This window comes from Pseudomonas sp. Pmew2, assembly GCF_058129885.1.
In genome coordinates, this window is record NZ_CM176702.1 from 2904089 (window position 1) to 2927848 (window position 23760).

Consider the following 23760-nt stretch of genomic DNA (forward strand, 5'->3'; position numbering starts at 1 on the left):
AGGGATAAAGGGCATAGACGCAATTAATTGACAGCGCCTGAAAATGGCCTGAATTCGACTGTCGACCGCGCGCTTGACCTCACAGCCAAGTAGAATCAACGGTTTCGCCATGCGGTCGAGGTAGCAGCGTTGGATTTACAGCAGGGCTTCATCCTGAGTCGGCACTGGCAAGATACGCCCGCCGGGACCGAGGTCGACTTCTGGTTGGCTACCGATCAGGGTCCTCGCCATATTCGCCTGCCTTGCCAGCCCTCTGTCGCCTTTATTCCTGCCGAGCAGGGCGAGCGTGCGCGGTCGCTGTTGCGTACCGAGCGCGGGGTGGAATTGCGTCCGCTGGAACTTTGCGATTTTCGTCATCGACCTGTGCTCGGTGTGTATTGCCAGCAGCACCGCCAGTTGATGAACATCGAAAAACTGCTGCGTAGAGGCAATGTCGATGTTTACGAGGCAGACATTCGCCCGCCTGAGCGCTATCTGATGGAGCGCTTCATCACCGCGCCAGTGCAATTCAGCGGTACGCCGGATGCCGAGGGCGTGCTTTGCGACGCGCAAATCAGGCCGGCACCCGATTACCGTCCCAGCCTGAAGCTGGCGTCGCTCGATATCGAAACCACGGCACGTGGCGAGCTGTATTCGATCGCGCTGGAGGGCTGTGGTCAGCGCCAGGTGTACATGTTGGGGCCACCCAATGGCGGCGACGAGGAGCTGAATTTTCAGCTCGATTATTGCGATACCCGCGCGCAGTTGCTGGAGTGCCTGAATGGCTGGCTGGCGTTGCACGATCCTGACGCAATCATCGGCTGGAACGTCGTGCAGTTCGACCTGCGGGTTCTGCATGAACATGCCCAGCGCCTGCAAGTGCCATTGCGGCTCGGGCGTGGCGGTGAAGCAATGGGCTGGCGGGAGCATGGCAGCCGTAACAATCATTTTTTTGCCGAGGTCAGCGGGCGGCTGATCATCGACGGGATCGAGGCCTTGCGTTCCGCGACCTGGAGCTTTCCGTCGTTCAGTCTCGAGAATGTCGCGCAGACCCTGCTGGGCGAGGGCAAGGCCATTGATACGCCTTACCAGCGCATGGACGAAATCAACCGCATGTTCGCCGAGGACAAGCCTGCGCTGGCGCGTTACAACATCAAGGATTGCGAGCTGGTGACGCGCATTTTCGCCAAGACCCAGTTGCTGACCTTTCTGCTTGAACGAGCCACCGTAACGGGCCTGCCCGCTGACCGCAGCGGTGGTTCGGTGGCCGCGTTCTGCCATCTGTACATTCCGCTGATGCACCGCCAGGGCTTCGTCGCGCCTAATCTGGGCGAACGCATGCCGGAGGCAAGCCCCGGTGGTTTTGTGATGGATTCCCAGCCGGGGCTCTATGAGTCGGTGCTGGTGCTGGACTACAAGAGCCTTTATCCGTCGATCATTCGAACCTTTCTCATCGACCCGGTGGGATTGATCGAAGGCATGCGTCATCCCGAGGACAGCGCGTCGGTGCCAGGCTTTCGCGGCGCGCGCTTTTCTCGCACCCGCCATAGCCTGCCAGCGATCGTGGAACGTGTGTGGCAAGGTCGGGAGACCGCCAAGCGCGAGCACAATGCGCCGTTGTCCCAGGCCCTGAAAATCATAATGAATGCCTTCTACGGCGTGCTGGGGTCAAGTGGCTGCCGGTTCTTCGATCCGCGGCTGGCCTCATCGATCACCTTGCGCGGGCATGAAATCATGCTCAAGACCCGCGACCTCATCCAGGCACAGGGCTACCGTAATCTACGGCGATACCGACTCGACGTTTGTCTGGCTGGGCCGTCCTCACGGGCAGGAAGAAGCGGCAAGCATCGGCAAGACGCTGGTGCAACAGGTCAACCAGTGGTGGCGCGAGCACCTGCACAATGAATATGGCTTGCACAGCGCGCTGGAGCTGCAATACGAAACGCATTTTCGCCGCTTCCTGATGCCAACCGTGCGCGGCGCGGAGGAGGGCAGCAAGAAACGCTACGCCGGACTGGTCACTCGCGCTGACGGTTCCGAGGAGATGGTCTACAAGGGCCTGGAAACCGTGCGCACCGACTGGTCGCCGCTGGCTCAGCAGTTTCAGCAGGAGCTATACCTGCGCATCTTCAAGCGCCAGCCGTATCAGGATTATGTTCGTGACTACGTGCAGTGCACCCTGTCAGGCGAGCTGGATGACCTGTTGATCTACCGCAAGCGCCTGCGCCGCAAGCTCGATGATTATCAGCGCAACGTGCCGCCCCACGTGCGCGCCGCGAGGCTCGCCGATGAATACAACGATCAGCAGGGTCGTCCGCGTCAATACCAGAGCGGCGGCTGGATCAGCTACGTGATGACCACTGCCGGACCGGAACCTCTGGAGATTCGTCACGCGCCGATTGACTACGACCATTACGTGACTCGCCAGTTACAACCACTGGCTGATGCGATCCTGCCGTTTGTCGACGATGATTTCAGCACGCTGATCGGCGGGCAATTAGGGTTGTTCTAACGCGCGCCGAGCTGCTCGGCGATCCACGGCAGTACCTGCTCGCATGATGCTTCGATCTTCATTTCAAGCAATTCTTCCGCGCGGGTCTTGCCATGGTTGATGGCGATAACCGGTTTGCCCTGTTCGACCATTGCCTTGCACAGACGGAACGCCGACCAGGCCATCAATGACGTGCCGACCACCAGCAAGCCTTCCGCCTGTTCGACGCTCGACGTTGCCTTGGCAGCGGTCTGCGGCGCGACGTTCTCACCAAAGAACACAACGTCCGGCTTGAGTCTGTCGCCCTCGCAATGCGGGCAGCGGGGCACCTTGAAACCGGTCTCGAAAGCCGGATCCAGCAGGGTATCGCCATCGGGTGCCTGTTTGGCATCGACGCCTAGCAGATAGGGGTTTTGCTCCAGCATCTGCTCTTGAATATCCGCCCGCTCGCTGCGTTGCTGACAATCCAGGCACAGTACACGGTGCAGGCTGCCGTGCAGCTCGATGACGTCCTGGCTTACGGCCTGACTGTGCAGTGCATCAACGTTCTGGGTGATCAGTCCGCTGATGGCATTTTCAACCTGCAATGCAGCCAGTGCCCGATGCGCGGCATTGGCCTGCGCCGCGCGAATACGCGGCCAGCCCAGCATCGCCCGCGCCCAGTAACGTTGGCGCGCAGCGGGGTTGCCGACAAACTCCTGATACATCATCGGCTGTTTGCCACGCCGGACGCCGTCCTTGTCGCGGTAGTCCGGAATGCCGGACGCGGTGCTGATACCTGCGCCGGTGACGACCAGAAAGGACTTGCCGGTCATTGTCTCGCAAAGTGTTTCGAGCTGACTGTAGGTTGTAGTGTCCAGCATCTTCAAACCTCGAATGACTCATGTTATCCGGACCTGTGTCTGCCAGATTAGCAGGCGAGTGCGAGCTGTGAGCGGCCAAGGCGAGCGTTGGTTCAATAGACCGTTGTCTACCCGGTGGCGTGCGTGGCAACCTTGGTTCTTTAACACCTTGCCAAGGAAGCTCAGATGCGCTCGTTTCATTTCAAACAACTGGATGTGTTCAGCGATCAGCCTTTGCTCGGTAATCCGCTGGCGGTGGTGCTGGGCGCGGACGGGCTGAGTGATGAACAGATGGCCGCCTTTGCACGCTGGACCAACCTGAGTGAAACCACGTTTCTGCTCAAACCGACAGACCCGCGTGCCGACTATCGTGTGCGTATCTTCACCACACTTGAAGAGCTGCCCTTCGCTGGGCATCCCACCTTGGGCAGCTGTCACGCCTGGCTCGAAAGCGGTGGCGCGGCGCAGGGTGAGGAAATTATCCAGGAGTGCGGAATCGGTCTGGTGCGCATTCGTCGCGAGGGCAGCGGGCTGGCATTCACTGCGCCGCCTTTGTTGCGTTCGGGCGAGGTAGACCCTGAATTGATCGAGCAGATCCGCATCGGTATGAAGCTGGGTGCGGGTGAGATTCTGGATGCGCGCTGGGTGGATAACGGCCCGGGTTGGGTCGCCTTCAGGCTGGCAGATCGCGCCAGTGTTCTGAGCTTGCAGCCGGATTACACACTATTATTGAGCGGCCTGATACTCGGCGTCGTTGCGCCATGGGACCCGGCAGTCGATGGGGATGAGGCGCAATTTGAAGTGCGTGCCTTTATCCCGGGCGACGGTATGGCGGAAGACCCGGTGACCGGCAGCCTCAATGCCGGAATCGCTCGCTGGTTTCTGGAAGAGGGGCTGGCACCGGACAATTACATCGTCAGCCAAGGCACCGTGCTCGGCCGCAAGGGGCGAGTCTCCATTCAGCGTGTAGGTGAGGATATCTGGGTGGGCGGCTCGACGGTTACCTGCATTGAAGGGCGCGTTTCGCTTTAGGCGCTTGTCGTCATAGACAACACCTAGAGCACGGAATACCGGGTAACAAGAGCCCGAGAGCGAAAGACTCAATCCCTGTGCGCAATCTTTTTGCCACGTCTGGCGGCGATATCGCTGGCCTGGCCGTCGCGTTGTTTGCCAGTCCGGGCCTGGGTGATGAGCGCTGGAATCAAAGGGCCTTCGGGCAGATTCTTCCAGAAGCGCGAAGGGAAGTGGCCCTCCATGACTTTGGGGTTCAGGCGTGCAGGGTTGAAGATGTGGCTGTAATAGGTGAGCCACAACTCGCCATGCGGGTCTTCGACCTGCCGAGCCATGGTCTGCCACGTTTCAGGGCAGCGGCGCTCGTGGATCAACTGTTTGCCGTCGTAATACACGCCGTCCTGAGGGGTAGCGATCATCCAGCGGTGCTGGCCCATGCGGCCGATGAAATGCTCACTGGCACTGAGCAGAATATCGTGCGCTGGCTCATGCCAGGCCACGTACTGCGGGCGCATGATGGCCGCGTCATCAGCGACAGGCGGCAAGGCGACAAAGCGTAGAAATGCGTGCAGATGATGCGCCTCACGTCTGACCGACTTGAGACGACGGTGCAGCTCACTGCCAAGCTTGTCGCCGGCCATCATCGCTGTGCGGTCGCCGTGAGTCACGCGCCACAGCACTTCGTACAGCAGGCTCCAGCGCTGATCGCCCCGGTAACGCGAAGCGCTTTCCAGCAACTGCACCAGCTCCAGCGGAACCCTTGCCTGAAAAGGCCCGGCCTCCCTGGGATACTCTTCTTCGCTGCCGAACAGGTCGGCGGCATCCGGCGACTTCCAGCTGACCTGGCTGGGGTCGATTTCATGGCTCAGCAGCCAGCGTGCCTGTTGCCGCCAGGTGCCGAACAGGTCGTCGCAGTCCAGACAGATCATCCCCACAGCCCCATTTGCTCAGGCTGCGGCCGGTCACGCAACTGGTGATGCAGAAATTCGCTGGTGGTTTCCGCATGCGGCGGGTGGTAATCGCTGGTAATGATAAACGGCTTGGCCTTGGCCAGTATGCAGCGCATGCGGGTGAGGTCTTCGTAGCGGATACGCCGCTGCCTGCGCAGCTCGACCAGCCGCTGGGTGGTACGAATGCCGATGCCTGGCACCCGGGCAATCAGCGCCGCGTCGGCCTTGTTCAGGTCCAGCGGAAACACCTGCCGGTTGCCCAGCGCCCAGGCCAGCTTGGGGTCAATGTCCAGCGCCAGGTCACCGGGGCCGCTGAGCAATTCACCTGCAGTAAAACCGTAGCCGCGCAAAAGGAAGTCGGCCTGATACAGCCGGTGCTCGCGCATCAGCGGCGGTGCAGCCAGTGGCACACTGTTGGGGCTGTTGGGGATCGGGCTGAACGCTGAATAGTAGACCCGGCGCAGTTTGAAGTTGCTGTACAGCGACTGCGCGCTGTGCAGGATGGTGCTGTCGTCGGTAGCGTCGGCACCGACGATCATTTGCGTGCTTTGCCCGGCCGGGGCAAAGCGCGGCGATCGCGGCTCGTTGCGCACGGTTTGCTCGCCGGTGTAAATGGTTTGCATGGCCTGTTTGATCGACGCGACGTCTTTTTCCGGTGCAAGGGTTTGCAGGCTCAGGTCGGTCGGCAGCTCGATATTGACGCTGAGGCGGTCGGCATAGCGACCGGCTTTTTCGATCAGCGCCGGATCGGCGTCGGGGATGGTCTTGAGGTGGATATAACCGCGAAACTCGTGCACCTCGCGCAACAACCGGGCGACCTCGACCAGTTGCTCCATGGTGTAGTCCGCAGAGCGAATGATCCCGGAACTCAAAAACAGCCCGCTGACGCAATTGCGACGATAGAAGTCCAGCGTCAGGGTGACCACTTCTTCGGGCGTGAAGCGCGCACGGGGCACGTCGCTGGAGCGGCGGTTGACGCAGTACTGGCAGTCGTAAAAGCAGAAATTGGTCAACAGGATTTTCAGCAGCGACACGCAACGGCCATCCGGCGTATAGCTATGGCAGATGCCCATGCCGTTGGTGGAACCCAGACCGGATTTGTCCTGCGAGCTGCGCTTGGGTGCTCCACTGCTGGCGCACGACGCATCGTACTTGGCGGCGTCCGCCAGAATGCTGAGCTTGTCGATAAGCTGCATGAAGTACCCCTTTACTGTTTGCATGTACAGTATAGGGTCGGGTGCAGCTCGACAAGTACCGTACAGCGGGCCTGTACGTATCGCTATGGGTTAACGATTTTCAGCGAGAGTGAAGTCTTGTCCGGACGGGCGCACTCAAGGATGAATGTTATTTAATAACATTTGCGCGATCGGTATGTAATACTGTAACAAATAGTTGCAGGTTACTTTCGCGTGAAAACTCCTTTTGCCTCGATAGCAGGCTCCGTGCTGGCCCAATCGGCCTGGAAGCGGGTCCTGTTTTCTCTTGCGGTGCTGATATTGCTCTGGCTGGCCATCGGCTGGTCGGTGGCCATTCCATGAGTGCAGCCATTGCTCTGGAAAACCTTACTGTGGCCTATGAGCGCCGCCCGGCGGTGCACCACATCAGCGGGCGGTTCGAGGCGGGCAGCCTGACGGCCATCGTCGGGCCGAACGGGGCGGGTAAATCGACCTTGATCAAGGCCATCGCCGGCACCATGAAGCCTGCGCAGGGGCGCGTTGACCGTGGCCGCCTGGCGACCCGCACGATCGGCTACCTGCCCCAGGCCGCAGAAATCGATCGCAGTTTTCCGCTGAGCGTCGCCGATACCGTTTCGATGGGGGCCTGGCACAGCATCGGGCCGTTTCGCAGCCTGACACGCAATCATGCGCGATTAACCGGGGAAGCGCTGAGCACGGTCGGCCTGGAGGGTTTTGAAGGGCGCAGCGTCGGTTCGTTGTCGTCCGGCCAGTTCCAGCGGGTGCTGTTTGCCCGATTGCTGCTGCAGGATGCTTCTGTGATTCTGCTCGACGAGCCATTTACCGCCATCGACGCACGCACCACCCGTGATCTGCTGGAGCTGGTGCGCGCCTGGCATGGGCAGGGGCGCACAGTGATCGCGGTCCTGCACGATATCGAACAGGTTCGTCAGCACTTTCCGCAAACCCTGCTGATGGCCCGTGAAGCCATTGCCTGGGGCGAAACCTCGCAAGTGCTCAGCGCCGCCAACCTGCGCAAGGCGCGCAACATGGCCGAGTACTGGAGCCCGGACGCCTTGCTGTGCGATAGCGAGGACGAGCGCTCATGATGCTCTATAGCCTGGTCGTCGAGCCCTTTATCGAATTCGGCTTCATGCGCCGCGCGCTGGTGGCATGTCTGGCACTGGGGATTGGTTCCGGGCCGGTGGGCGTGCTGTTGATGCTGCGCCGTATGAGTCTGGTGGGCGATGCCATGAGCCATGCGGTGCTTCCCGGCGCGGCGGTGGGCTTCATGGTCGCCGGTCTGTCGTTGCCCGCGATGGGCTTCGGCGGGCTGATCGCCGGGCTGGCAGTGGCTTTGCTGTCAGGGCTGGTGAGCCGACTGACCTCGCTGCGTGAAGACGCCAGTTTTGCCAGCTTTTACCTGACCTCTCTGGCGGCCGGGGTGCTGATCGTTTCGCTGCATGGCTCCAGTGTCGACCTGCTGCATGTGCTGTTCGGCACCATTCTGGCCATTGATGACACGGCTATCTATATGGTCGGCAGCATTGCTTCCTTCACGCTGATCCTGTTGGCGGTGATCTATCGCCCACTGGTGTTGGAATGCTTCGATCCGGGCTTCCTGCGTGCGGTCGGCGGGCGCGGCTCGCTGTACCACGTGTTGTTTCTGTTGCTGGTGGTGCTGAACCTGGTGGCAGGTTTTCAGGCGCTGGGCACCTTGATGGCCGTGGGCATGATGATGCTGCCGGCAACCGCGGCACGTTTCTGGACCAACTCGCTGAGTGGCCTGATGGTGATTTCGACACTGCTGGCGACCTTGTCAGGCCTGATCGGCCTGATCGTTTCCTACCACCTTGGCGTCGCCTCGGGCCCGGCCATCGTGCTTACCGCCAGTGCGTTCTACGGTCTTTCCCTGTTGTTCGGGCGCACGGGAATCGTGCGCCGACTGTTTCCCAAACCTCACCTGGCTAACTGAAAAGGTACGTCATGAAACGATTGATGGTGTTGAGTTCCATAGCTGCACTGGCGCTGTCTGCGTTCGCCAGCCTGGCCCAGGCCAAACCGCTGGAAGCCGTTGCGTCGTTCACGGTCATCGCGGACATGGTCAGTACGGTCGGCGGCGACCGTGTTCACGTAAAGTCCCTGATTGGCCCGAACGGCGACCCGCATGTCTACGAGCCAACGCCAAGTGATGCTCAGGCATTGAAAAATGCCGACCTGGCGTTTGTCAGTGGCCTGCATCTGGAAGGCTGGATGGATCGTCTCATCAAAGCGTCGGGCTACAAGGGCAAGCCGGTAGTGCTCTCTGAAGGGATCAAGACCCGCAGCATGGACGAAGATGGCAAGCGTATTGTCGACCCGCACGCCTGGAACAGCGCCGCCAACGGGGTGATTTATGTGCGTAACATTATCGCCGCGCTGAAGAAAGCCGACCCGGAAGGAGCAAGCGAGTATCAAGCCAATGGCGATCGCTACATCGTCGAGCTGCAACAACTGGACATTTACGCCCGCGATCAGATTCATTCGATTCCGGCCGCCAAGCGCAAGATCCTCACTTCTCATGATGCGTTCGGCTACTTTGGCGATGCCTATGGCGTGACTTTCCTGTCACCGTTGGGCTTGTCTACCGAATCGGAAGCGTCGGCATCTGATGTCTCGAAACTGATTCGTCAGATCAAGGCCGAGCATGTCAGTGCCTACTTCTTCGAAAACTCCAGCGACCCGCGTCTGGTCAAGCAGATTGCCGAAGCCAGTGGTGCCCAGCCAGGCGGTGAGCTGTATGTCGAAGCCTTGTCGCCAGCCGACGGCCCTGCGTCAACCTACGCGAAGATGTTCCGTTACAACGTCGATACCCTGACTGCGGCAATGAAGCGCAATCAGTAACCTCGAGAGTCGCCAGCCCCTGGGTTTCAGGGGCTGGGCGACTTCAACGTCCCTAGTTATTGAGAAACTTGAACACGGTGGTCTGGGTGTAGGCTTTGCCTGGGTCCAGTCGTGTGCTGGGGAATTTCGGCTGATTGGGCGCATCAGGATAGTGCTGGGTCTCCAGGGTAAAGGCACCCCAGTGCGGGTAGACCTTGCCCGCCTTGCCATGAATGCTGCCATCCAGGAAGTTGCCGGTATACAGCTGTACGCCTGGCTCTGTGGTGAACAACTGCAGCCTGCGGCCTGATTGCGGGTCGCTGACCTCGGCGGCCAGTTTCTTCACATCACCCTTAGTGTCGAGTACCCAGTTGAAATCAAAACCGCCTTGTTTGGATTCGGTATATTTCAACTGCTGGTGATCATCCTTTATGTGCTTGCCGAACGCGGTGGGCTTGAGGAAGTCCATCGGCGTGCCAGCGACGGCAGGCAGTTCGCCGGTCGGGATCAGCTTGTCGTTGACCGGTGTGTAGTGCGAAGCGTGCAGGGTGGCGACCTGTTTGAGTACATCACCACTGCCTGCACCCGCCAGGTTGAAATAGCTGTGGTTGGTCAGGTTCAGCACTGTCGGCTTGTCAGTGGTGGCGCGGTAGTCAATCTTCAGCTCGTTTTTCTCATTCAGGCTGTAAGTGACTTCAGTTTTCAATGTGCCCGGAAAGCCCATCTCGCCATCCGGCGACACGTAGGTCAGCTTCACGCCGACCGAATCACCGGTCTTGGTTTCTTCTGCCTTCCAGAGTCGTTTGTCAAAACCCTGAGTGCCGCCGTGCAGGGCATTGGTCTTGTCGTTGAGCGGGACCTGGTAGGTCTTGCCATCCAGGCTGAACTTTCCGCCTGCCAGGCGGTTGCCGAATCGGCCGATGGTCGCGCCGAAATAAACCGTGCCGTTGTCTTGGTAGCCCTGAACATCGTCGAAGCCCAGGACGATATCCTCGACCTTTCCGGCCTTGTCAGGCACCAGCAGCGATTGCAGCGTCGCGCCGTAGGTGATGATGCTGGCCTGCACGCCGTGACTGTTGCGCAGGGTGAATTTCTCGACGGCAGTGCCGTCGGGCAGTTGGCCGAAAGTGCTGTGCTCGCTGGAGAGTGCCGCGGCCTGTGTAGTCAAGGTGCTGATCATCAAGGACAGTCCAAGGGTGCTGAGGAGAGCATGTGTTTTCATCTGATCTGCCTGCTTTTATTGTTATTGGTAAGACTATTTGATCGGATTAAAGCCGATGCATGGATTTATAGCCTATAAAATGCCACTTGAAAAATAAATTGTAATACTATTTAGTAGTGCCAGCTTCACTGAAGCCGGTCGATCCGCTGGATGCCTGCGAAACAGGTCGACTGGGCACGCAGGTTGGACAAGACTGCGACGCAAACATCCAAAAAGTGCCTTTACAACAATAACAAAGGACATTTTTCATGAACTGGCTGCCCGTTTCCGAGCACCGTTTCAAGCTTGCCGAGGGCTCCTTCTGGGATGCCGCAGAGCAGGCCTTGTACTGGGTCGACATTGCCGGTTTTCTGGCTTGTCGGCTGGTTGCCGGGGAGTATCGCCAATGGCGCATGCCCGAGCCGGTGTCTGCGTTTATACCGACCGAGCAGGGCGACGCACTGGTGACTCTGGCCAGCGGCGTGTATCGCCTGGACCTCACATCCGAAAAAACTTCACTGGCGTTGTTTTGCGTCGCAGACCCGACCCCTGGCAATCGCGCCAATGAGGCCCGTTGTGACGCGCGTGGCCGCCTGTGGCTGGGCAGCATGCAAAACAATATCGATGCCGAAGGCGAAGACGTACCTTTGGTCCGTCGTTCGGGCGGGCTGTTCCGGGTTGAATCCGACGCCCGCGTGACGCGTTTGCTGGACGGGCAGGGCATCGTCAATACCCTGCTGTGGAATATCGACGGCAGCGTGCTGTACAGCGCCGATACCCTGGACGAAGTGATCTACCAATACCCTGTGCAGGAAGATGGCTCGCTGGGACCACGTCAGGTATGGGCGGCCGAGCAGGGCCAGGGTTCGCCCGACGGCTCGGCAATGGATGCCGAAGGTTATGTATGGAACGCGCGCTGGGGAGGCAGTTGCCTGATCCGCTTTGCCCAAGACGGCAGTGTCGACCGGGTCATCGAGCTGCCCGTCAGCCATCCCACCAGTTGTGTGTTCGGTGGTCCTGACCTTGAGACACTGTATGTCACCAGTGCAGCGCCTGCCGATGCTCATGGACGGTTCGATGGCGCGGTGCTGATGGCGCATGTCGGCGTCAAAGGAACGCTGTGTCAGCGCTTCAGCGGTTGAAAAAATGCCGCGCCGTCGCCTTTTCTGCGGCGGCGTCGCGGTGGGAAATGCAGGAGTGACATTCGGTTACATAGCGGTCATTCATTATATGGTATGACTATTTAATCGGTTCTCGGACGCCTCCGCGTTTGCAACCGCCACCTCGCTGAACGCTGTAGCTATTCAATAAAAATAAGGAGTTAGCTATGTTGAGTCGTCACGGGATTCGTTCCCTGTGCTGTGCCGCCGTCACCACCGCCATTCTGGGCATGAGTGGCATCACCTCCGCTGCTGATGAAGTCAAAATCGGCTTTCTGGTCAAACAGGCTGAAGAGCCATGGTTCCAGACCGAATGGGCGTTTGCTGAAAAGGCAGGCAAGGAGCATGGTTTTACCGTGCTCAAGATTGCCGTGCCAGATGGTGAAAAGACCCTTTCCGCTATCGACAGCCTGGCCGCCAACGGTGCCAAGGGCTTTGTGATCTGCCCGCCTGATGTCTCTCTGGGCCCTGCAATCGTGGCCAAGGCCAAGGCGCTCGGTTTGAAAGTCATGGCCGTGGACGATCGTTTTGTCGACGCCAAAGGCAACTTCATGGAGGACGTGCCATATCTGGGCATGGCAGCCTTTGAAGTGGGCCAGAAGCAAGGTGCCGCGATGGCCACCGAAGCGAAGAACCGCAAGTGGGATGAGGGCGGGTGGAAAGGCACCTACGCGATCATCAACACTTACAACGAGCTGGACACCGGTAAGAAACGCACTGACGGTTCGGTGAAGGCGCTAGAAGAGGCCGGTTTGCCGAAAGACCACATCCTGTTCACCGCGCAGAAAACTCTTGATGTACCAGGCAGCATGGACGCCACCAACTCGGCGCTGCCAAAACTGCCTGGCGATGCGAAAAACCTGATCATCGGCGGCATGAACGACAACACTGTTCTGGGGGGCGTACGCGCAACGGCGAGCAATGGTTTCAGCGCGAAAAACGTTATCGGGATCGGCATCAACGGCACCGATGCCATTGATGAGCTGAAGAAAAAAGAGAGTGGCTTCTTTGGCTCCATGCTGCCAAGCCCGGACAAGGAAGGCTACAACACCGCGCTGTATATGTATAAGTGGGTCACCGAGGGCGTTGAACCGCCTAAATATACCGCTATGGACGATGTGACACTGATCACCCGCGCCAACTTCCAGGAAGTATTGACCAAGATCGGTCTGTGGAAGTGAGTTGACTGAGGGGCCTGATTTTCAGGTCCCTCACACGTGCGAGGAGGTTGGTTTCATGCAACAGGCTATCGAGCAAACATCCATAAACGGTGCCTTGCGCTTCAATGGCATCGGCAAGGTCTTCCCCGGCGTAAAGGCGCTTTCGGACATCAGCTTCGAAGCGCGCCCCGGCAGTGTTCACGCCTTGATGGGCGAGAACGGTGCCGGTAAATCCACGCTGCTGAAAATCCTCGGCGGCTCTTATCAGCCCAATAGCGGCACCTTGCAGATCGGTGAGCAGAGCTACCAGTTCAAATCCACCGCCGAGAGTATTGCGGCGGGTGTGGCGGTGATTCACCAGGAATTGCATCTGGTGCCGGAAATGACCGTCGCCGAGAACCTGCTGCTTGGGCACATGCCCAATCGTTTTGGTTTGATCAATCGCGGTGCGATGTACCGTCGGGCAGGTGAGCTGCTCAAAGGCCTGGCTGACGAAATCGACCCGCGCACTCGCCTGGGTGATCTTTCACTGGGCCAGCGGCAATTGGTGGAGATCGCCAAGGCCATGTCACGCAATGCGCACGTCATCGCCTTTGACGAACCCACCAGCAGCCTGTCGGCACGTGAAATTGACCGGTTGATGGCGATTATCGTGCGGCTGCGCGACGAGGGGCGGGTGATTCTCTACGTGTCTCATCGCATGGAAGAAATCTTCCGTGTCTGTGATGCCGTAACAGTGTTCAAGGACGGTCGTTTTGTAAAAACCTTTGAGCAGATGGCTGATCTGGATCATGACCGGCTGGTGACCTGCATGGTGGGCCGGGATATTCAGGACATCTACAATTATCGTCCGCGCCAGCATCAAGGGCCTAGCCTGCGAGTGACCGGGTTACTGGGGCCGGGGCTGCACGAACCCGTGAGTTTTGCCGTAGAGAAAGGTGAAGTGCTGGGTTTCTTCGGGCTGGTGGGCGCCGGGCGTACCGAGCTGTTCCGTCTGCTGTCGGGGTTGACGCGCAGCACGGCAGGCACGTTGCAGCTGGACGGCAAGCCATTGACGCTCAAGTCCCCACGCGATTCGATCGAAGCAGGCATTCTGCTCTGCCCGGAGGACCGCAAGAAGGAAGGTATCGTGCCGCTGTCCAGCGTCGCGGAGAACATCAACATCGGTGCACGGCCCCGGCATGTGAATCTCGGCTGCCTGATTCAGGGCCGCTGGGAGCGCGACAACGCACGCAGCCAGATCAAGTCGATGAACGTCAAGACACCATCGCCCGAGCAACAGATCATGTTCCTCTCCGGCGGCAATCAGCAGAAGGCGATTCTCGGTCGCTGGCTGTCGATGCCGATGAAGGTCCTGTTGCTGGACGAGCCCACCCGCGGGATTGACGTCGGTGCCAAGTCCGAGATCTACGAGATCATTCACAACCTGGCCGCCGACGGGATTGCGGTCATTGTGGTGTCCAGTGACCTGATGGAAGTCATGGGTATTTCCGACCGCATTCTGGTGATGAGCGAAGGCGCGATCACTGGTGAACTCAACCGCGATGAGGCTGATGAATCGCGACTCCTGCAATTGGCTCTGCCTCGCACGCGCAGCTGATAACCGGTCCCCTGACCATGAACAATAATAAAGAGGTGCATATGTCTACCGAATCCAGCCTGCAGGCTCCCCGTCAGGGCATGAACCTGCGTCGTTTTGCCGATGACTGGGTGATGCTCCTGGCTGCCGTGGGAATCTTCCTGCTGTGCGCCGTGTTCATCGACAACTTCATGTCACCGCTGAACATGCGGGGGCTAGGCCTTGCGATTTCCACCGTGGGCATTGCTGCCTGCACCATGCTCTTTTGTCTGGCGTCCGGGCACTTCGACCTTTCGGTCGGTTCGGTGCTGGCCTGTTCCGGGGTCATCGCGGGGATTGTTATCCGCGACACCGACAGCGTGTTTCTCGGTGTTTCCGCCGCGCTGGCGCTGGGGCTGGTGGTTGGTCTGATCAATGGCATCGTGATTGCCAAGCTGCGCATCAATGCCCTGATCACGACCCTTGCGACCATGCAGATCGTGCGCGGCCTTGCGTATATCTTCTCCAACGGCAAGGCCGTCGGCGTCTCCAACGAGGATTTCTTCATCTTCGGCAATGGCCAGATATATGGCGTGCCGGTGCCGATCCTGATCACCATCGCCTGCTTCATATTCTTCGGCTGGTTGCTCAACTACACCACCTACGGGCGCAACACCATGGCCATCGGTGGCAACCAGGAAGCTGCATTGCTGGCGGGTGTGCATGTCGATCGCACCAAGATCATCATCTTCGCGGTTCACGGGCTTGTCGGGGCACTGGCTGGCGTGGTGCTGGCTTCGCGTATGACCTCGGGGCAGCCAATGATCGGTCAGGGCTTCGAGCTGACCATCATCTCGGCGTGCGTACTGGGCGGTGTTTCGCTGAGCGGCGGCATCGGCATGATTCGCCATGTAATCGCTGGTGTGCTGATTCTGGCGATCATCGAGAATGCGATGAACCTGAAGAATATCGATACGTTCTACCAATACGTGATTCGCGGTACGATTCTGTTGCTGGCGGTGATCATCGACCGACTGAAACGTCGCTGAACCTGTTGGCCGCTGTTATGGCATTGCTGTTTAGTCGCGAGGGCATGAGCGACAGGGATGGAGATGCAAGTAGCGGTTGAGTTCAGGGGGCTGATCACTTGCAGAGTGGACAGGTAACAACGGTATTGTTCTATAGCAGTGCAGCCGCAAAGTGACTACTTTGCGGCTGTTTTTTAACCGGTGCTTTTAGCCGCGAGGCGGGCAAGGGAGGCCGGTATCGTCGCAGGCGGTGTTGATACGTAAGCCGTTTTTCAGCCTCGTCGCTACTTGCAGTGGTGCAGATGTGGTGCGGGTGGCTTCAGTCTTGCCGGCCTCTTGCACGAGCGCGTGTTTGCCATCGACAGCTGGTGCGGTTTGTATACCGGTGGCGGCAAATGCCGTGCCCTGCAGGCCGATGATTGCAATGGTTGTCACAACGAGAGCTTTCAATGCGGACTTTGCTGTTACTCGATTCATGATGTTTTCTCTGCGTGGCTTAATGATGGGGTGGCTACAAATAACTGCATTGAAGTTTCTGAATAGCAGGTTATTGGCCACGTGAATAATGTATATTTTTTTTATGACGGTAAGGCTGTTTTTTTGGCCTGTGAAAAAAATTTAACTTAGCGTGCTTATTAATAGTGTCGCACCGTTAATCTCATGATGTTTCTCATGCCATTCATGACGCTGAAGTTATAGAGGCTTGCTGTCGAATTTACCGGTACTGCACTAGCCGAGTCCGGAAATCCAGCTCCGCTCTAGTGCCTGGCGTCGGCATCGACTCCAGGGTCAGCGTCCACCGAAATCGTTCGCAGATGCGCCGCACCAGAAAAAGCCCCAGGCCTTTCCCGGTGCCCGCTCTGGTCGAGTTTCTCAGCAGAGACAGGTAGTGGAGGGACGCCTGCGCAGTGTCGAAGCCTTCGCCCGAGTCGGTCACGCTCAATACACCGTCCTTGAGGCGTACGGTGATTGTTCCGTCATAGGTGTTTTCGGCAGCGTTACGCAACAGGTTGCCGATGGCAATGCGTAACATCGCCTCGGGCACTTGCAGGCAAAGCGTCTGGTGGATGTGCACCGAAAACTGCACGGGTTTGCCGTCCAGAAGGTGTTGGTGGTCCTTGACCAGGTCGGGCAACAGGCGGTCCAGCTCGACGGGGTCGTCCGGCGCTGAGGACATGGGCTCGCGCGACAAATACAGCAGCGCGACCATGATCTCGGTCAGGTTATCCACGGTTGCCCGCATGCGTTGAATCGGTGGCGCTGCACACGCGGGTAGCGCTTGCCTGGCCAGCACATCCAGCGCGCCGCTGATCACCGCGATCGGCGTACGAAACTCATGACTGGCCTGATCGAGAAGGGCGCGTTCCCGGGCCATGAATTGCTCGACCCGTTCCAGATGTGCGTTTATACCGCAGGCAATGTCTTTGAGTTCTTCCTGGTCGTATTGCACTGGCAGGCGTTGCGAAAGGTTTTCCGGATCGAGTTGCTTCATGCCTAGCGCAAGCGCCTGAACCGGGCGGTGCAGGCGCACAGCCTATGCCCCTCCAGCGGGAACATGCAGCCTTATCAACTGCACTGGGTTCGCGATCCTGGGCTCAAAGCGAATTTGGCGGTCGCTTGCAACGGCCAGAAAGCTGCAGCATCAGCGGCCGAGCTCATCGTGATCGTGGCGAGTCCTGCGCTGGGGTTGCGTACAGCCAACGCACAACTCGACCACGTTGAAGGTTCGTCTGTGTTGGGAACAGATTCGAAGGCCTACTACCGCAAACAAATAGGTATGTTTCAGAAGGTTCTCGGAGTGGGATCTTCTGTCTTGTGGTCGCCGATTGTTGCGCTTGCAGCGCTGATCCGACGACCCTCTCGCTACTCCCCATCGGCCATATCGGCGGTCGGCAATGGGCGGCATGCAATGCCATCTTCGCAGCTCAAACCATCATGCCTGGCGCAGCCGCGAAGGGCATCGATACGTGCCCGATGGAAGGATTTTCAGGCGCGAAAGTTGCCAAACTTCTCCAGCTGCCACGTGGTGCCGTCATACCGCTGGTTATCGCTCTTGGCTATCGAGCAGACGATGCAAGAATCGAAGAGCGGTGGCGCAATCCGATTTCAGACATCGTCGTTACACACTGAAGTAAAGCCTGACTCACGCGCGTGGCATGCATCACAAATGCCGTTCAGCGCGGGTGTGAAACCAGCACTGAACTGCCTAATCGGGTCAGTCCATAAAGCGCGGCTCCGACAGCGAGCATCATGCCGGCACGCAACCAGGTTTCAGGGCCTTGCTGGGTCAGCAAAAGCAGGCAGGAAAGAATCGCCAATACCGGAATGACCCAGTGAACCTGAAAATGGCCGGCTTCGACCTTGTCGCGCTTGAGCACCAGAACCGCGATATTGACGCTGAGAAACACGAACAGCAGCAATAACACCACGGTTTCAGCGAGCGTGGTGAGGGTGCTGGTAAAGGACAGCGCGATGGCAACCACTGTGGTTGCGAAAATGGCCACGCCGGGTGTGCGCCGTTGAGGCAGAACCGAGCCCATCACCGCGGGCAACAGCCCTTCACGAGCCATCCCGAAGGTCAGTCTGCTGGCCATGATCATGGTCAGCAGTGCGCCATTGGCAACCGCAATCAGCGCGATCACCGCGAACCATGGGGCAGGTATCCCCAACCCTGAAGCACTGACGACATCCATCAGCGGGGCCTGCGAAGCTTTCAACTGTTCGACGGGCAGCACCATGGCCGCGCCCACGCCGACCAGCATATAAACCGCGCCTGCAATGAGCAGCGCACCGAACAGCGCTCGTGGATACACCCTGCGCACATCCTTGATCTCTTCGGCCAGGTTGGCAGACGTTTCAAAGCCCACAAATGAATAAAATGCCAGTAGCGATGCGGCAAGAATCGCGGTGGCCGGTGAGTTCGTCTCCAGTTCAAACACACGTTGCGGCACACCATTACCCTGACTGACGAACCAGACTGCGGCCGCAATCACCATTGCCAGCCCGCTCAGCTCAATCAGGGTCATTACCAGATTGGCCGACAACGACTCCTTGATGCCACGCGCATTCAACAGCGCGACAATCACCAGAAAGCCCACACATACCCACTGCGCGGGCCAGCTCACCAATGCCTGGAAATAGTCGCCGGCAAACGCGACTGCCAGCCCTGCAGCACTGGTGACGCCTGCCGCAACCATGGAAAAGCCGACCAGAAACGACAACAGCGGTTTGCCGAAGGCTTTTTCGGCATACACCGCTGCACCGCCCGCACGAGGGTATTTGGTCACCAGTTCCGCATAGGACGCAGCGGTAAGCAAGGCGAAGCACAGGGCAATCAGCAGGGGGGCCCAGATGGCTCCGCCGACACGTCCGGCGATAGTGCCTGCCAACGCATAGACGCCAGCCCCCAGCACGTCACCGAGGATGAACAGTGTCAGCATCGGCGCCGTGATTGCCCGGCGCAGCGATGGAGTTTCGGGAGGAGTGGCCATGGTGAAAGAATCCTTTCTCGGCAGGTACAAGAGGTGTGTAAGGGAAGATCGCCATGGCTCGGGTAAATTCAACGTGATCGCGAGAGGCCCGGATCAGCGGTGTTTTTTGCCGGAACAGGTATTTGAATAACCCCTGCATTTGAAAATGCAGCATGAACCAAGAGGTTTTTTCAGGGTCTTATTCGGGCCTTGAAATTCATGGCATGCCTTTTACTTTTCGAGTCTGTCTTCATGCCTGAATCGCACCGTTATTTCTGGCGCATGTGCCTGTACTTCGTGCCTCTGCTGCCCATGTACGCCAGCCATGCCAGTGACGAGCGACAGCTGGTCCAGGCCATCAACGATTTTCGTGGGCAACCTCAGCGCTGCGAAGCGCGAACGACAAAAATCTCCAGAGCGCTGACGCTCAACGCCAGCGTAGCGTTGCCGATCAGTTTCGCTGGCAGTTCACGTGATGCGCTCAAGGCATCCGGTTATCAGGCGGTCACCGTCCGGACCATACGACTTGCTGGCGCGCAGAGCGCCGGTGAAGCGTTCGGCATGCTCGAAAAACGCTATTGCGGCGCTTTGCTTGACCCGCAATACGCTGACATCGGTATTACTCGCGAGCGTGGCGACTGGCGTGTGGTATTGGCGAAACCGTTGATCGACGAAAGCCTGGAAGATGCACGCTCGGCTGGCCGCATACTTCTGGCGCAGGTCAATGCCGCACGAGCCAAGCCGCGCATGTGTGGCAAGCAGCCGTTTCCTTCGGCCAGACCGCTGAGCTGGAACAGGACCCTGGAAATGGCTGCACAGGGGCACAGCCAGTCGATGGCCAGCGAGAATTACTTCACGCATCGAGGCTTTGATAACGATTCACCGGCAGATCGCGCCCGTGCAGCGGGTTACGGCGGACGGCAGATCGGTGAAAACATCGCAGCAGGGCAGAGCACTGTCAGCAAGGCAATGACCAGCTGGCTGGCCAGCCCGGGACATTGCGCCAACCTGATGAACCCTATGTTTACCGAGGTCGGCGCGGCCTACGCGACGGCTACCAACGCCGATTACGGTGTGTACTGGACCATGCTGTTCGGCGCTCCCTGATCAACCGAAAAGCCGCCTGAACGGCGGCTTGTCGAACATGCATGAATGGCTCAGACCTTCGAGCCGCTCCAGCGCGGTGCTTCTCTCAATTCGTCACGCTTCTGTTGATCCGGCGATTTGTGTGGCTCGCCGTATTCCACGTGTAACGTGTCATCAAGGCGGTTGGTGGAAGAGCCGCCTTCCTGCGGCGTTTCGTCGAAATGCTTCCACTCGGCACTCTGGAAGCGGAACAGGCTGTCGTCTTCAGGCGCTTCGCGTTCGCGATAGTGGTGGATCGAGTAGTGTGCATATTCGACCTTGTCGCCCCAGTCGGACTGCAGCAAACCGTCTGCCGCCAGATCGCGATACCAGTCGTTTTCCTTTTCGGATGCTTTCTGCTTTTTGTTATGGTCGACGAAATAGCCAATGATCCCGCCGACGACAGCAATCACAACGCCGACGAGGAAGAATGGCCCGGCCAGCGCGGTGGCCGCCGCGCCGCCTGCACCCACCAGTGCCGCGGTTCCCAGTACGCCGGCTGACGCGCCGAAGGCACCGCCGGCAATTTGCAGGCCGCCTGCGGCCTGAGCCAGCTTGTCACCTGACTTCACGCCGTCCTTGATGGTGAATGCACCCAGTACGATATCGGCAAAACCACCAGCCAGATCCGTTGCAGGCCCCAGCACTTTGACGACCGAGCCTGCGATTTTATTGGCAGTTCCAGAGGGCAGCTTGGCCCCTGAAGCCTGCACGGCGTTATCCAGCCGCTGGGTGATGCCGCCCATGGCCTGGCGTTCCGCTTCTGCACCGCCAGCCATGTCGCCCAGCGTCGAATTGAGCCGATATTCATCAGTCGCATCCAGTGCGGTGCGGATCTCGCTCAGGTTGCTTGCGGAAATGCCACTGACCCTGACTTCCTTGGCCTTGCCAAAGCTTTCCTTGCCCCAGATCTCCGGTAACGTCTTGTCCAGCCCCAGCATGTCCACCAGGCCGCCTTTGCCCATCAGGTCGCCAACCTGATCAGCCAGGCGTACGAAATGGCTGGCACCGCCGGCAAAGCTCAGGAAGTCCTTGGCAATGCCCAGGCGCTGAATCGGTGTCTCGCCTAGCTTGCCGCCGTTGCCGACCAGTTGATAAATCGCCGAGAACAGCGACACGCCTGCTGCAACGGAGCCCATGACGCCTTTGCTATTGAGCGTATTGAAGATTTCGCCCAGTTTGCCGCGATCAGCTACCGGTATGTAGGGTTTGGAAAGGGCTGTCTTGATGTCTGCTTCGCTGACCTTGCCGTTTTTCCGATAGGCATCACCGACCTCCTTGAGCGCTTTGGCGATGTCTGCGGGCTTGGCGTTGCCCACGACACCTTCCTGAAGGAATTTTTCGAAGGTGGGCTGCAGGAAGCGCGGCATATCGACCAGAAAGCCCTTGAGCTCTGCCTTGAGCAGGCCGAACAGGTCCTTGGTGGCGAGGGCGTTATTCTCGTCGCTGATCTTCGACGGGTCGGCGACCAGATCGTTGAGATCGCTGGTCAAACCGTCGGCCTGAATAGACTGTGCCGCCTTGCTGGCGCCTTCTGGATCGACCAGTGCAAGTGAGGACAAGGTGTCGCTCAGGTCTTTCTGCGTCTCTTGGCCAAGGCCCTGCTTTTTCAGATCCTTGAGGTAAAGTACGTAATCGGGATTGGCGGTGAGGTCGAGCAGCTTCTGCTTGATTTCGTCCTTGTTGGGCACTTTGCCCAGTGCATCGGTCATCTTGCTCTGGTAGTCCTGCTGCACGGTAGGATCAGAGAACAGTGTGGTCAGTTGTTCTTGCAGCTTGCCGCCATCGATGATGTCGTGCATGTCGGCCGAACTGAGTTGGGTCTGTTTGCTGTCGAATTCGCGCCAGGTGCCGCCGAAAGCGCCTTTGGCCTCTTCATAACCGGTCAGGCCGCGACCGTTGTCATAAGCGGCCTGCGCCTCGATTGCCCTGACCAGTTTTGCGCGAGGGTCATCCTTGGCAATATCCCCTTTGTTCACACCGTCGCGGTATTGGTCGAGCAGTTCCTTGGTCGCCAGTTCGCCGACGTTCAGCTCTTCGGAGTTCTCGTCATCCTTGTCGGCTTTCACGCCGGTTTTCTGCCCCATCAGATCCAGCTCGGCCACGGGCGGCAAGTTATGCCGACTGCGGGTTTCACCGATATTGCCGGTGCCCAGCTCATTCCATTTTTCCACCACGTCATCGTACAACTGCGGGCTGTAATCCTTGGAGACGATGAACTTGCCATCGCCGTTCTCGAAACGAATCAGACCCGCGCCCAATTCGTCCGGTGAACCGATGGTTATGTCCTGATTCTTCAAAAAGTCATGAGGCTCTGCCAACGTGTAACCTTCTTCCCGGCTACTGTTGATCTTGTTCCAGGCGTCATGGAGGGTGGTTACTTTGTCAAATAGTTCAGGGGTCAATGCTTCAGTGACGACAATCCGCTCACCGCTCTGATTCTGATAGCTGATCTGGCTTCCTTCCTGGCCAGACACCCAAGTGAACTGTGTAATGTCGTTCAAGCTGGGAATGGGGGTGTTGCGGTCAGCGAGAATCTGCCCTTCGTTGACTGCTGTTTCCATCGCAGTTCTTTTTTGCGGGTCCGACACTATGGTTTGCAGCGCTGCCAGATAATCGAACAACTTCGGATTGTCGTCACGGGTGACCACGACCTTCTCTCCGTTGTGCTCGTAACGGATAGTGTCCGGGCCGACCTCATTCAACGGGCCGACGGTGGTGCCGAATACGGGTGGCCATACTTCGTTGTCACCCGCCCTGCGATAACCTTGCGCTTCGCTCGTGTTAAGCCCGGTCAGGGTATTGAAAGCGTCTTTGGCCGCACTGTACAGCTCAGGATTGTCGCTCTTGGCCACGACGATTTTATTGCCGTCACGGTCGACATAACGCATCACGCCCGGCCCGACTTCATCCACCGGGCCGACCACTGCAAAGCCTGCAATGTTTTCCGGCGGCTTTTCGTCCGCGCCTGCCACCCTGTAGCCTTCCCGCTGACTGCTGCCTACGCCGGATAGCGATTTGAAATCCGACGCCACCTGTTTGAAGAGTTCCGGGTTCTGTTGCTGCGAAACGATGACCTTGCTGCCATCGGCGGCTTCATAGCGAATCAGCCCCGGCCCCATTTCGTCCGGTGCTCCGATACGGGCATAGCCGCTCAGCGTCGCTGGCGCGGCAGCATCAGCCCTGGCTGGGGAGTAGCCAGCAGCCACACTGGCCCTGAAGCCTGCCACTCGGGGTTGGTCTTCGACGACCTGACGATAGAGCTCCGGGCTGGTGGATTTGCTTACCAGTACCTGATCGCCTTCCTGGGTGACGTAGCGCACGGTGTCAGCCGCCACAGTGCCGGGCTTTTCTATCGATGCGTAACTGCCCAGCGCAGGTGCCTTTTCGTCTGCGCCCGCTGGCCGGTATTGGCCGCCATTGCGGTTGCTGGTCTGCAGCACCTGGTTGAATCGCGTTCGGGCATTCGCGCCCGGTGCGGGGGGCGGAAGAGGGCCAGGCGCCGGGCTGATCGTGGACGTCGACATAGCATATAACTCCTGTTGTTAACCGCTGGACGTGGAGCAGGCGACTCAATAATTGAGTGCCGCGAGGCGAACGAAACCCTGTGTCAATGACGAACTCTTTATTCGCGTGAATAGTTTGAACGGCGTCTCGTTTTCAAATCAAAAGAACAGGGCTTATGGGCCGACACTATCATTCCGACAAGTGAAGTGGCGGATCGCTAATCTCTTTTCACAACAATTCA

General features: G+C 58.6%; 18 protein-coding genes and 2 pseudogenes. 12 read left to right on the forward strand and 8 right to left on the reverse strand.

The window, feature by feature from the left end; all coding sequences use genetic code 11:
- The first annotated feature begins 129 nt into the window (after positions 1 to 129).
- Positions 130 to 2491 (forward strand): annotated as a pseudogene (locus tag AC4ANK_RS13265) (DNA polymerase II).
- Here AC4ANK_RS13265 and AC4ANK_RS13270 read toward each other — a convergent pair.
- Positions 2488 to 3333 (reverse strand): NAD-dependent protein deacetylase, encoded by an 846-nt coding sequence (locus tag AC4ANK_RS13270; RefSeq protein WP_002553548.1) that lies wholly within the window; start codon positions 3331 to 3333, stop codon positions 2488 to 2490. The pseudogene AC4ANK_RS13265 and the gene AC4ANK_RS13270 sit on opposite strands and share 4 nt — an antisense overlap.
- Positions 3334 to 3498: 165 nt before the next feature.
- Here AC4ANK_RS13270 and AC4ANK_RS13275 point away from each other — a divergent pair, with 165 nt between their 5' ends.
- Entirely contained in the window at positions 3499 to 4344 is an 846-nt protein-coding gene (locus AC4ANK_RS13275) for a PhzF family phenazine biosynthesis protein (RefSeq protein ID WP_002553549.1), read from the forward strand.
- A 68-nt stretch (positions 4345 to 4412) separates the two neighbouring features.
- Here AC4ANK_RS13275 and AC4ANK_RS13280 read toward each other — a convergent pair whose 3' ends face one another.
- Together AC4ANK_RS13280 and AC4ANK_RS13285 are read right to left on the reverse strand one after the other, a co-directional pair.
- Positions 4413 to 5252: a TIGR03915 family putative DNA repair protein gene (locus AC4ANK_RS13280; protein WP_031595991.1), complete on the reverse strand. Its 840-nt coding sequence runs from the start codon at positions 5250 to 5252 to the stop codon at positions 4413 to 4415.
- Positions 5249 to 6469 (reverse strand): putative DNA modification/repair radical SAM protein, encoded by a 1221-nt coding sequence (locus tag AC4ANK_RS13285; RefSeq protein WP_002553551.1) that lies wholly within the window; start codon positions 6467 to 6469, stop codon positions 5249 to 5251. Before AC4ANK_RS13285 ends, AC4ANK_RS13280 begins: the two co-directional genes overlap by 4 nt.
- A gap of 213 nt (positions 6470 to 6682) precedes the next feature.
- Here AC4ANK_RS13285 and AC4ANK_RS13290 point away from each other — a divergent pair, with 213 nt between their 5' ends.
- Genes AC4ANK_RS13290 through AC4ANK_RS13305 form a run of 4 tightly spaced genes read left to right on the forward strand, consistent with a single transcriptional unit; the run spans position 6683 to position 9331 of the window.
- A complete protein-coding gene (locus AC4ANK_RS13290; RefSeq protein ID WP_002553552.1) occupies positions 6683 to 6811 on the forward strand; it encodes a hypothetical protein in 129 nt (42 codons plus the stop codon).
- Entirely contained in the window at positions 6808 to 7557 is a 750-nt protein-coding gene (gene aztA / locus AC4ANK_RS13295; RefSeq protein WP_005733071.1) for a zinc ABC transporter ATP-binding protein AztA, read from the forward strand. Before AC4ANK_RS13290 ends, aztA begins: the two co-directional genes overlap by 4 nt.
- Complete coding sequence (locus AC4ANK_RS13300) at positions 7554 to 8423, forward strand: metal ABC transporter permease (protein ID WP_002553554.1); 870 nt, start codon at positions 7554 to 7556, stop codon at positions 8421 to 8423. Before aztA ends, AC4ANK_RS13300 begins: the two co-directional genes overlap by 4 nt.
- A gap of 11 nt (positions 8424 to 8434) precedes the next feature.
- Positions 8435 to 9331: a metal ABC transporter substrate-binding protein gene (locus tag AC4ANK_RS13305; RefSeq protein ID WP_002553555.1), complete on the forward strand. Its 897-nt coding sequence runs from the start codon at positions 8435 to 8437 to the stop codon at positions 9329 to 9331.
- A gap of 52 nt (positions 9332 to 9383) precedes the next feature.
- On the opposite strand, the gene AC4ANK_RS13310 is transcribed toward AC4ANK_RS13305, so the two are convergent.
- Complete coding sequence (locus tag AC4ANK_RS13310) at positions 9384 to 10532, reverse strand: aldose epimerase family protein (protein WP_460382770.1); 1149 nt, start codon at positions 10530 to 10532, stop codon at positions 9384 to 9386.
- 248 nt (positions 10533 to 10780) lie between these two features.
- On the opposite strand from AC4ANK_RS13310, the gene AC4ANK_RS13315 reads away from it, so the two are divergent.
- From AC4ANK_RS13315 to araH, 4 genes are all read left to right on the forward strand, one after another.
- Positions 10781 to 11653 (forward strand): SMP-30/gluconolactonase/LRE family protein, encoded by an 873-nt coding sequence (locus tag AC4ANK_RS13315; RefSeq protein WP_002553557.1) that lies wholly within the window; start codon positions 10781 to 10783, stop codon positions 11651 to 11653.
- A 185-nt stretch (positions 11654 to 11838) separates the two neighbouring features.
- Positions 11839 to 12852, forward strand: a complete 1014-nt coding sequence (locus AC4ANK_RS13320; protein ID WP_003410036.1) for a substrate-binding domain-containing protein — start codon at positions 11839 to 11841, stop codon at positions 12850 to 12852.
- Positions 12853 to 12907: 55 nt separating this feature from the next.
- Complete coding sequence (gene araG / locus AC4ANK_RS13325) at positions 12908 to 14431, forward strand: L-arabinose ABC transporter ATP-binding protein AraG (RefSeq protein ID WP_002553558.1); 1524 nt, start codon at positions 12908 to 12910, stop codon at positions 14429 to 14431.
- A gap of 41 nt (positions 14432 to 14472) precedes the next feature.
- Positions 14473 to 15438, forward strand: a complete 966-nt coding sequence (gene araH, locus AC4ANK_RS13330) for an L-arabinose ABC transporter permease AraH (RefSeq protein WP_004664988.1) — start codon at positions 14473 to 14475, stop codon at positions 15436 to 15438.
- Positions 15439 to 15624: 186 nt separating this feature from the next.
- On the opposite strand, the gene AC4ANK_RS13335 is transcribed toward araH, so the two are convergent.
- Both AC4ANK_RS13335 and AC4ANK_RS13340 read right to left on the reverse strand, forming a co-directional pair.
- Positions 15625 to 15867: a hypothetical protein gene (locus AC4ANK_RS13335; protein WP_005733063.1), complete on the reverse strand. Its 243-nt coding sequence runs from the start codon at positions 15865 to 15867 to the stop codon at positions 15625 to 15627.
- Between the two features lie 265 nt (positions 15868 to 16132).
- Positions 16133 to 16948, reverse strand: a pseudogene (locus AC4ANK_RS13340) (sensor histidine kinase); the annotation flags it as partial.
- Positions 16949 to 17352: 404 nt separating this feature from the next.
- Between AC4ANK_RS13340 and AC4ANK_RS13345 the strand changes: the two are divergent.
- Positions 17353 to 17547 carry a nitroreductase family protein gene (locus AC4ANK_RS13345; RefSeq protein WP_230851579.1) on the forward strand — a complete coding sequence of 65 codons (195 nt, stop codon included), beginning with the start codon at positions 17353 to 17355 and terminating at the stop codon, positions 17545 to 17547.
- 44 nt (positions 17548 to 17591) lie between these two features.
- Here AC4ANK_RS13345 and AC4ANK_RS13350 read toward each other — a convergent pair whose 3' ends face one another.
- Positions 17592 to 18908, reverse strand: a complete 1317-nt coding sequence (locus tag AC4ANK_RS13350) for an APC family permease (protein WP_031595561.1) — start codon at positions 18906 to 18908, stop codon at positions 17592 to 17594.
- 198 nt (positions 18909 to 19106) lie between these two features.
- Here AC4ANK_RS13350 and AC4ANK_RS13355 point away from each other — a divergent pair, with 198 nt between their 5' ends.
- Positions 19107 to 19994: a CAP domain-containing protein gene (locus AC4ANK_RS13355; RefSeq protein ID WP_002553563.1), complete on the forward strand. Its 888-nt coding sequence runs from the start codon at positions 19107 to 19109 to the stop codon at positions 19992 to 19994.
- Between the two features lie 50 nt (positions 19995 to 20044).
- On the opposite strand, the gene AC4ANK_RS13360 is transcribed toward AC4ANK_RS13355, so the two are convergent.
- Positions 20045 to 23539, reverse strand: coding sequence for a hypothetical protein (locus AC4ANK_RS13360; protein ID WP_002553564.1), 3495 nt, complete (start codon positions 23537 to 23539; stop codon positions 20045 to 20047).
- Between the last annotated feature and the right edge of the window lie 221 nt (positions 23540 to 23760).

Coding starts and splice junctions, on each gene's coding strand:
- AC4ANK_RS13270 (WP_002553548.1), bottom strand. CDS start 3,333: ATGCTGGACACTACAACCTACAGTCAGCTCGAAACACTTTGCGAGACA.
- AC4ANK_RS13275 (WP_002553549.1), top strand. CDS start 3,499: ATGCGCTCGTTTCATTTCAAACAACTGGATGTGTTCAGCGATCAGCCT.
- AC4ANK_RS13280 (WP_031595991.1), bottom strand. CDS start 5,252: ATGATCTGTCTGGACTGCGACGACCTGTTCGGCACCTGGCGGCAACAG.
- AC4ANK_RS13285 (WP_002553551.1), bottom strand. CDS start 6,469: ATGCAGCTTATCGACAAGCTCAGCATTCTGGCGGACGCCGCCAAGTAC.
- aztA (WP_005733071.1), top strand. CDS start 6,808: ATGAGTGCAGCCATTGCTCTGGAAAACCTTACTGTGGCCTATGAGCGC.
- AC4ANK_RS13300 (WP_002553554.1), top strand. CDS start 7,554: ATGATGCTCTATAGCCTGGTCGTCGAGCCCTTTATCGAATTCGGCTTC.
- AC4ANK_RS13305 (WP_002553555.1), top strand. CDS start 8,435: ATGAAACGATTGATGGTGTTGAGTTCCATAGCTGCACTGGCGCTGTCT.
- AC4ANK_RS13310 (WP_460382770.1), bottom strand. CDS start 10,532: ATGAAAACACATGCTCTCCTCAGCACCCTTGGACTGTCCTTGATGATC.
- AC4ANK_RS13315 (WP_002553557.1), top strand. CDS start 10,781: ATGAACTGGCTGCCCGTTTCCGAGCACCGTTTCAAGCTTGCCGAGGGC.
- AC4ANK_RS13320 (WP_003410036.1), top strand. CDS start 11,839: ATGTTGAGTCGTCACGGGATTCGTTCCCTGTGCTGTGCCGCCGTCACC.
- araG (WP_002553558.1), top strand. CDS start 12,908: ATGCAACAGGCTATCGAGCAAACATCCATAAACGGTGCCTTGCGCTTC.
- araH (WP_004664988.1), top strand. CDS start 14,473: ATGTCTACCGAATCCAGCCTGCAGGCTCCCCGTCAGGGCATGAACCTG.
- AC4ANK_RS13345 (WP_230851579.1), top strand. CDS start 17,353: ATGCCTGGCGCAGCCGCGAAGGGCATCGATACGTGCCCGATGGAAGGA.
- AC4ANK_RS13350 (WP_031595561.1), bottom strand. CDS start 18,908: ATGGCCACTCCTCCCGAAACTCCATCGCTGCGCCGGGCAATCACGGCG.
- AC4ANK_RS13355 (WP_002553563.1), top strand. CDS start 19,107: ATGGCATGCCTTTTACTTTTCGAGTCTGTCTTCATGCCTGAATCGCAC.
- AC4ANK_RS13360 (WP_002553564.1), bottom strand. CDS start 23,539: ATGTCGACGTCCACGATCAGCCCGGCGCCTGGCCCTCTTCCGCCCCCC.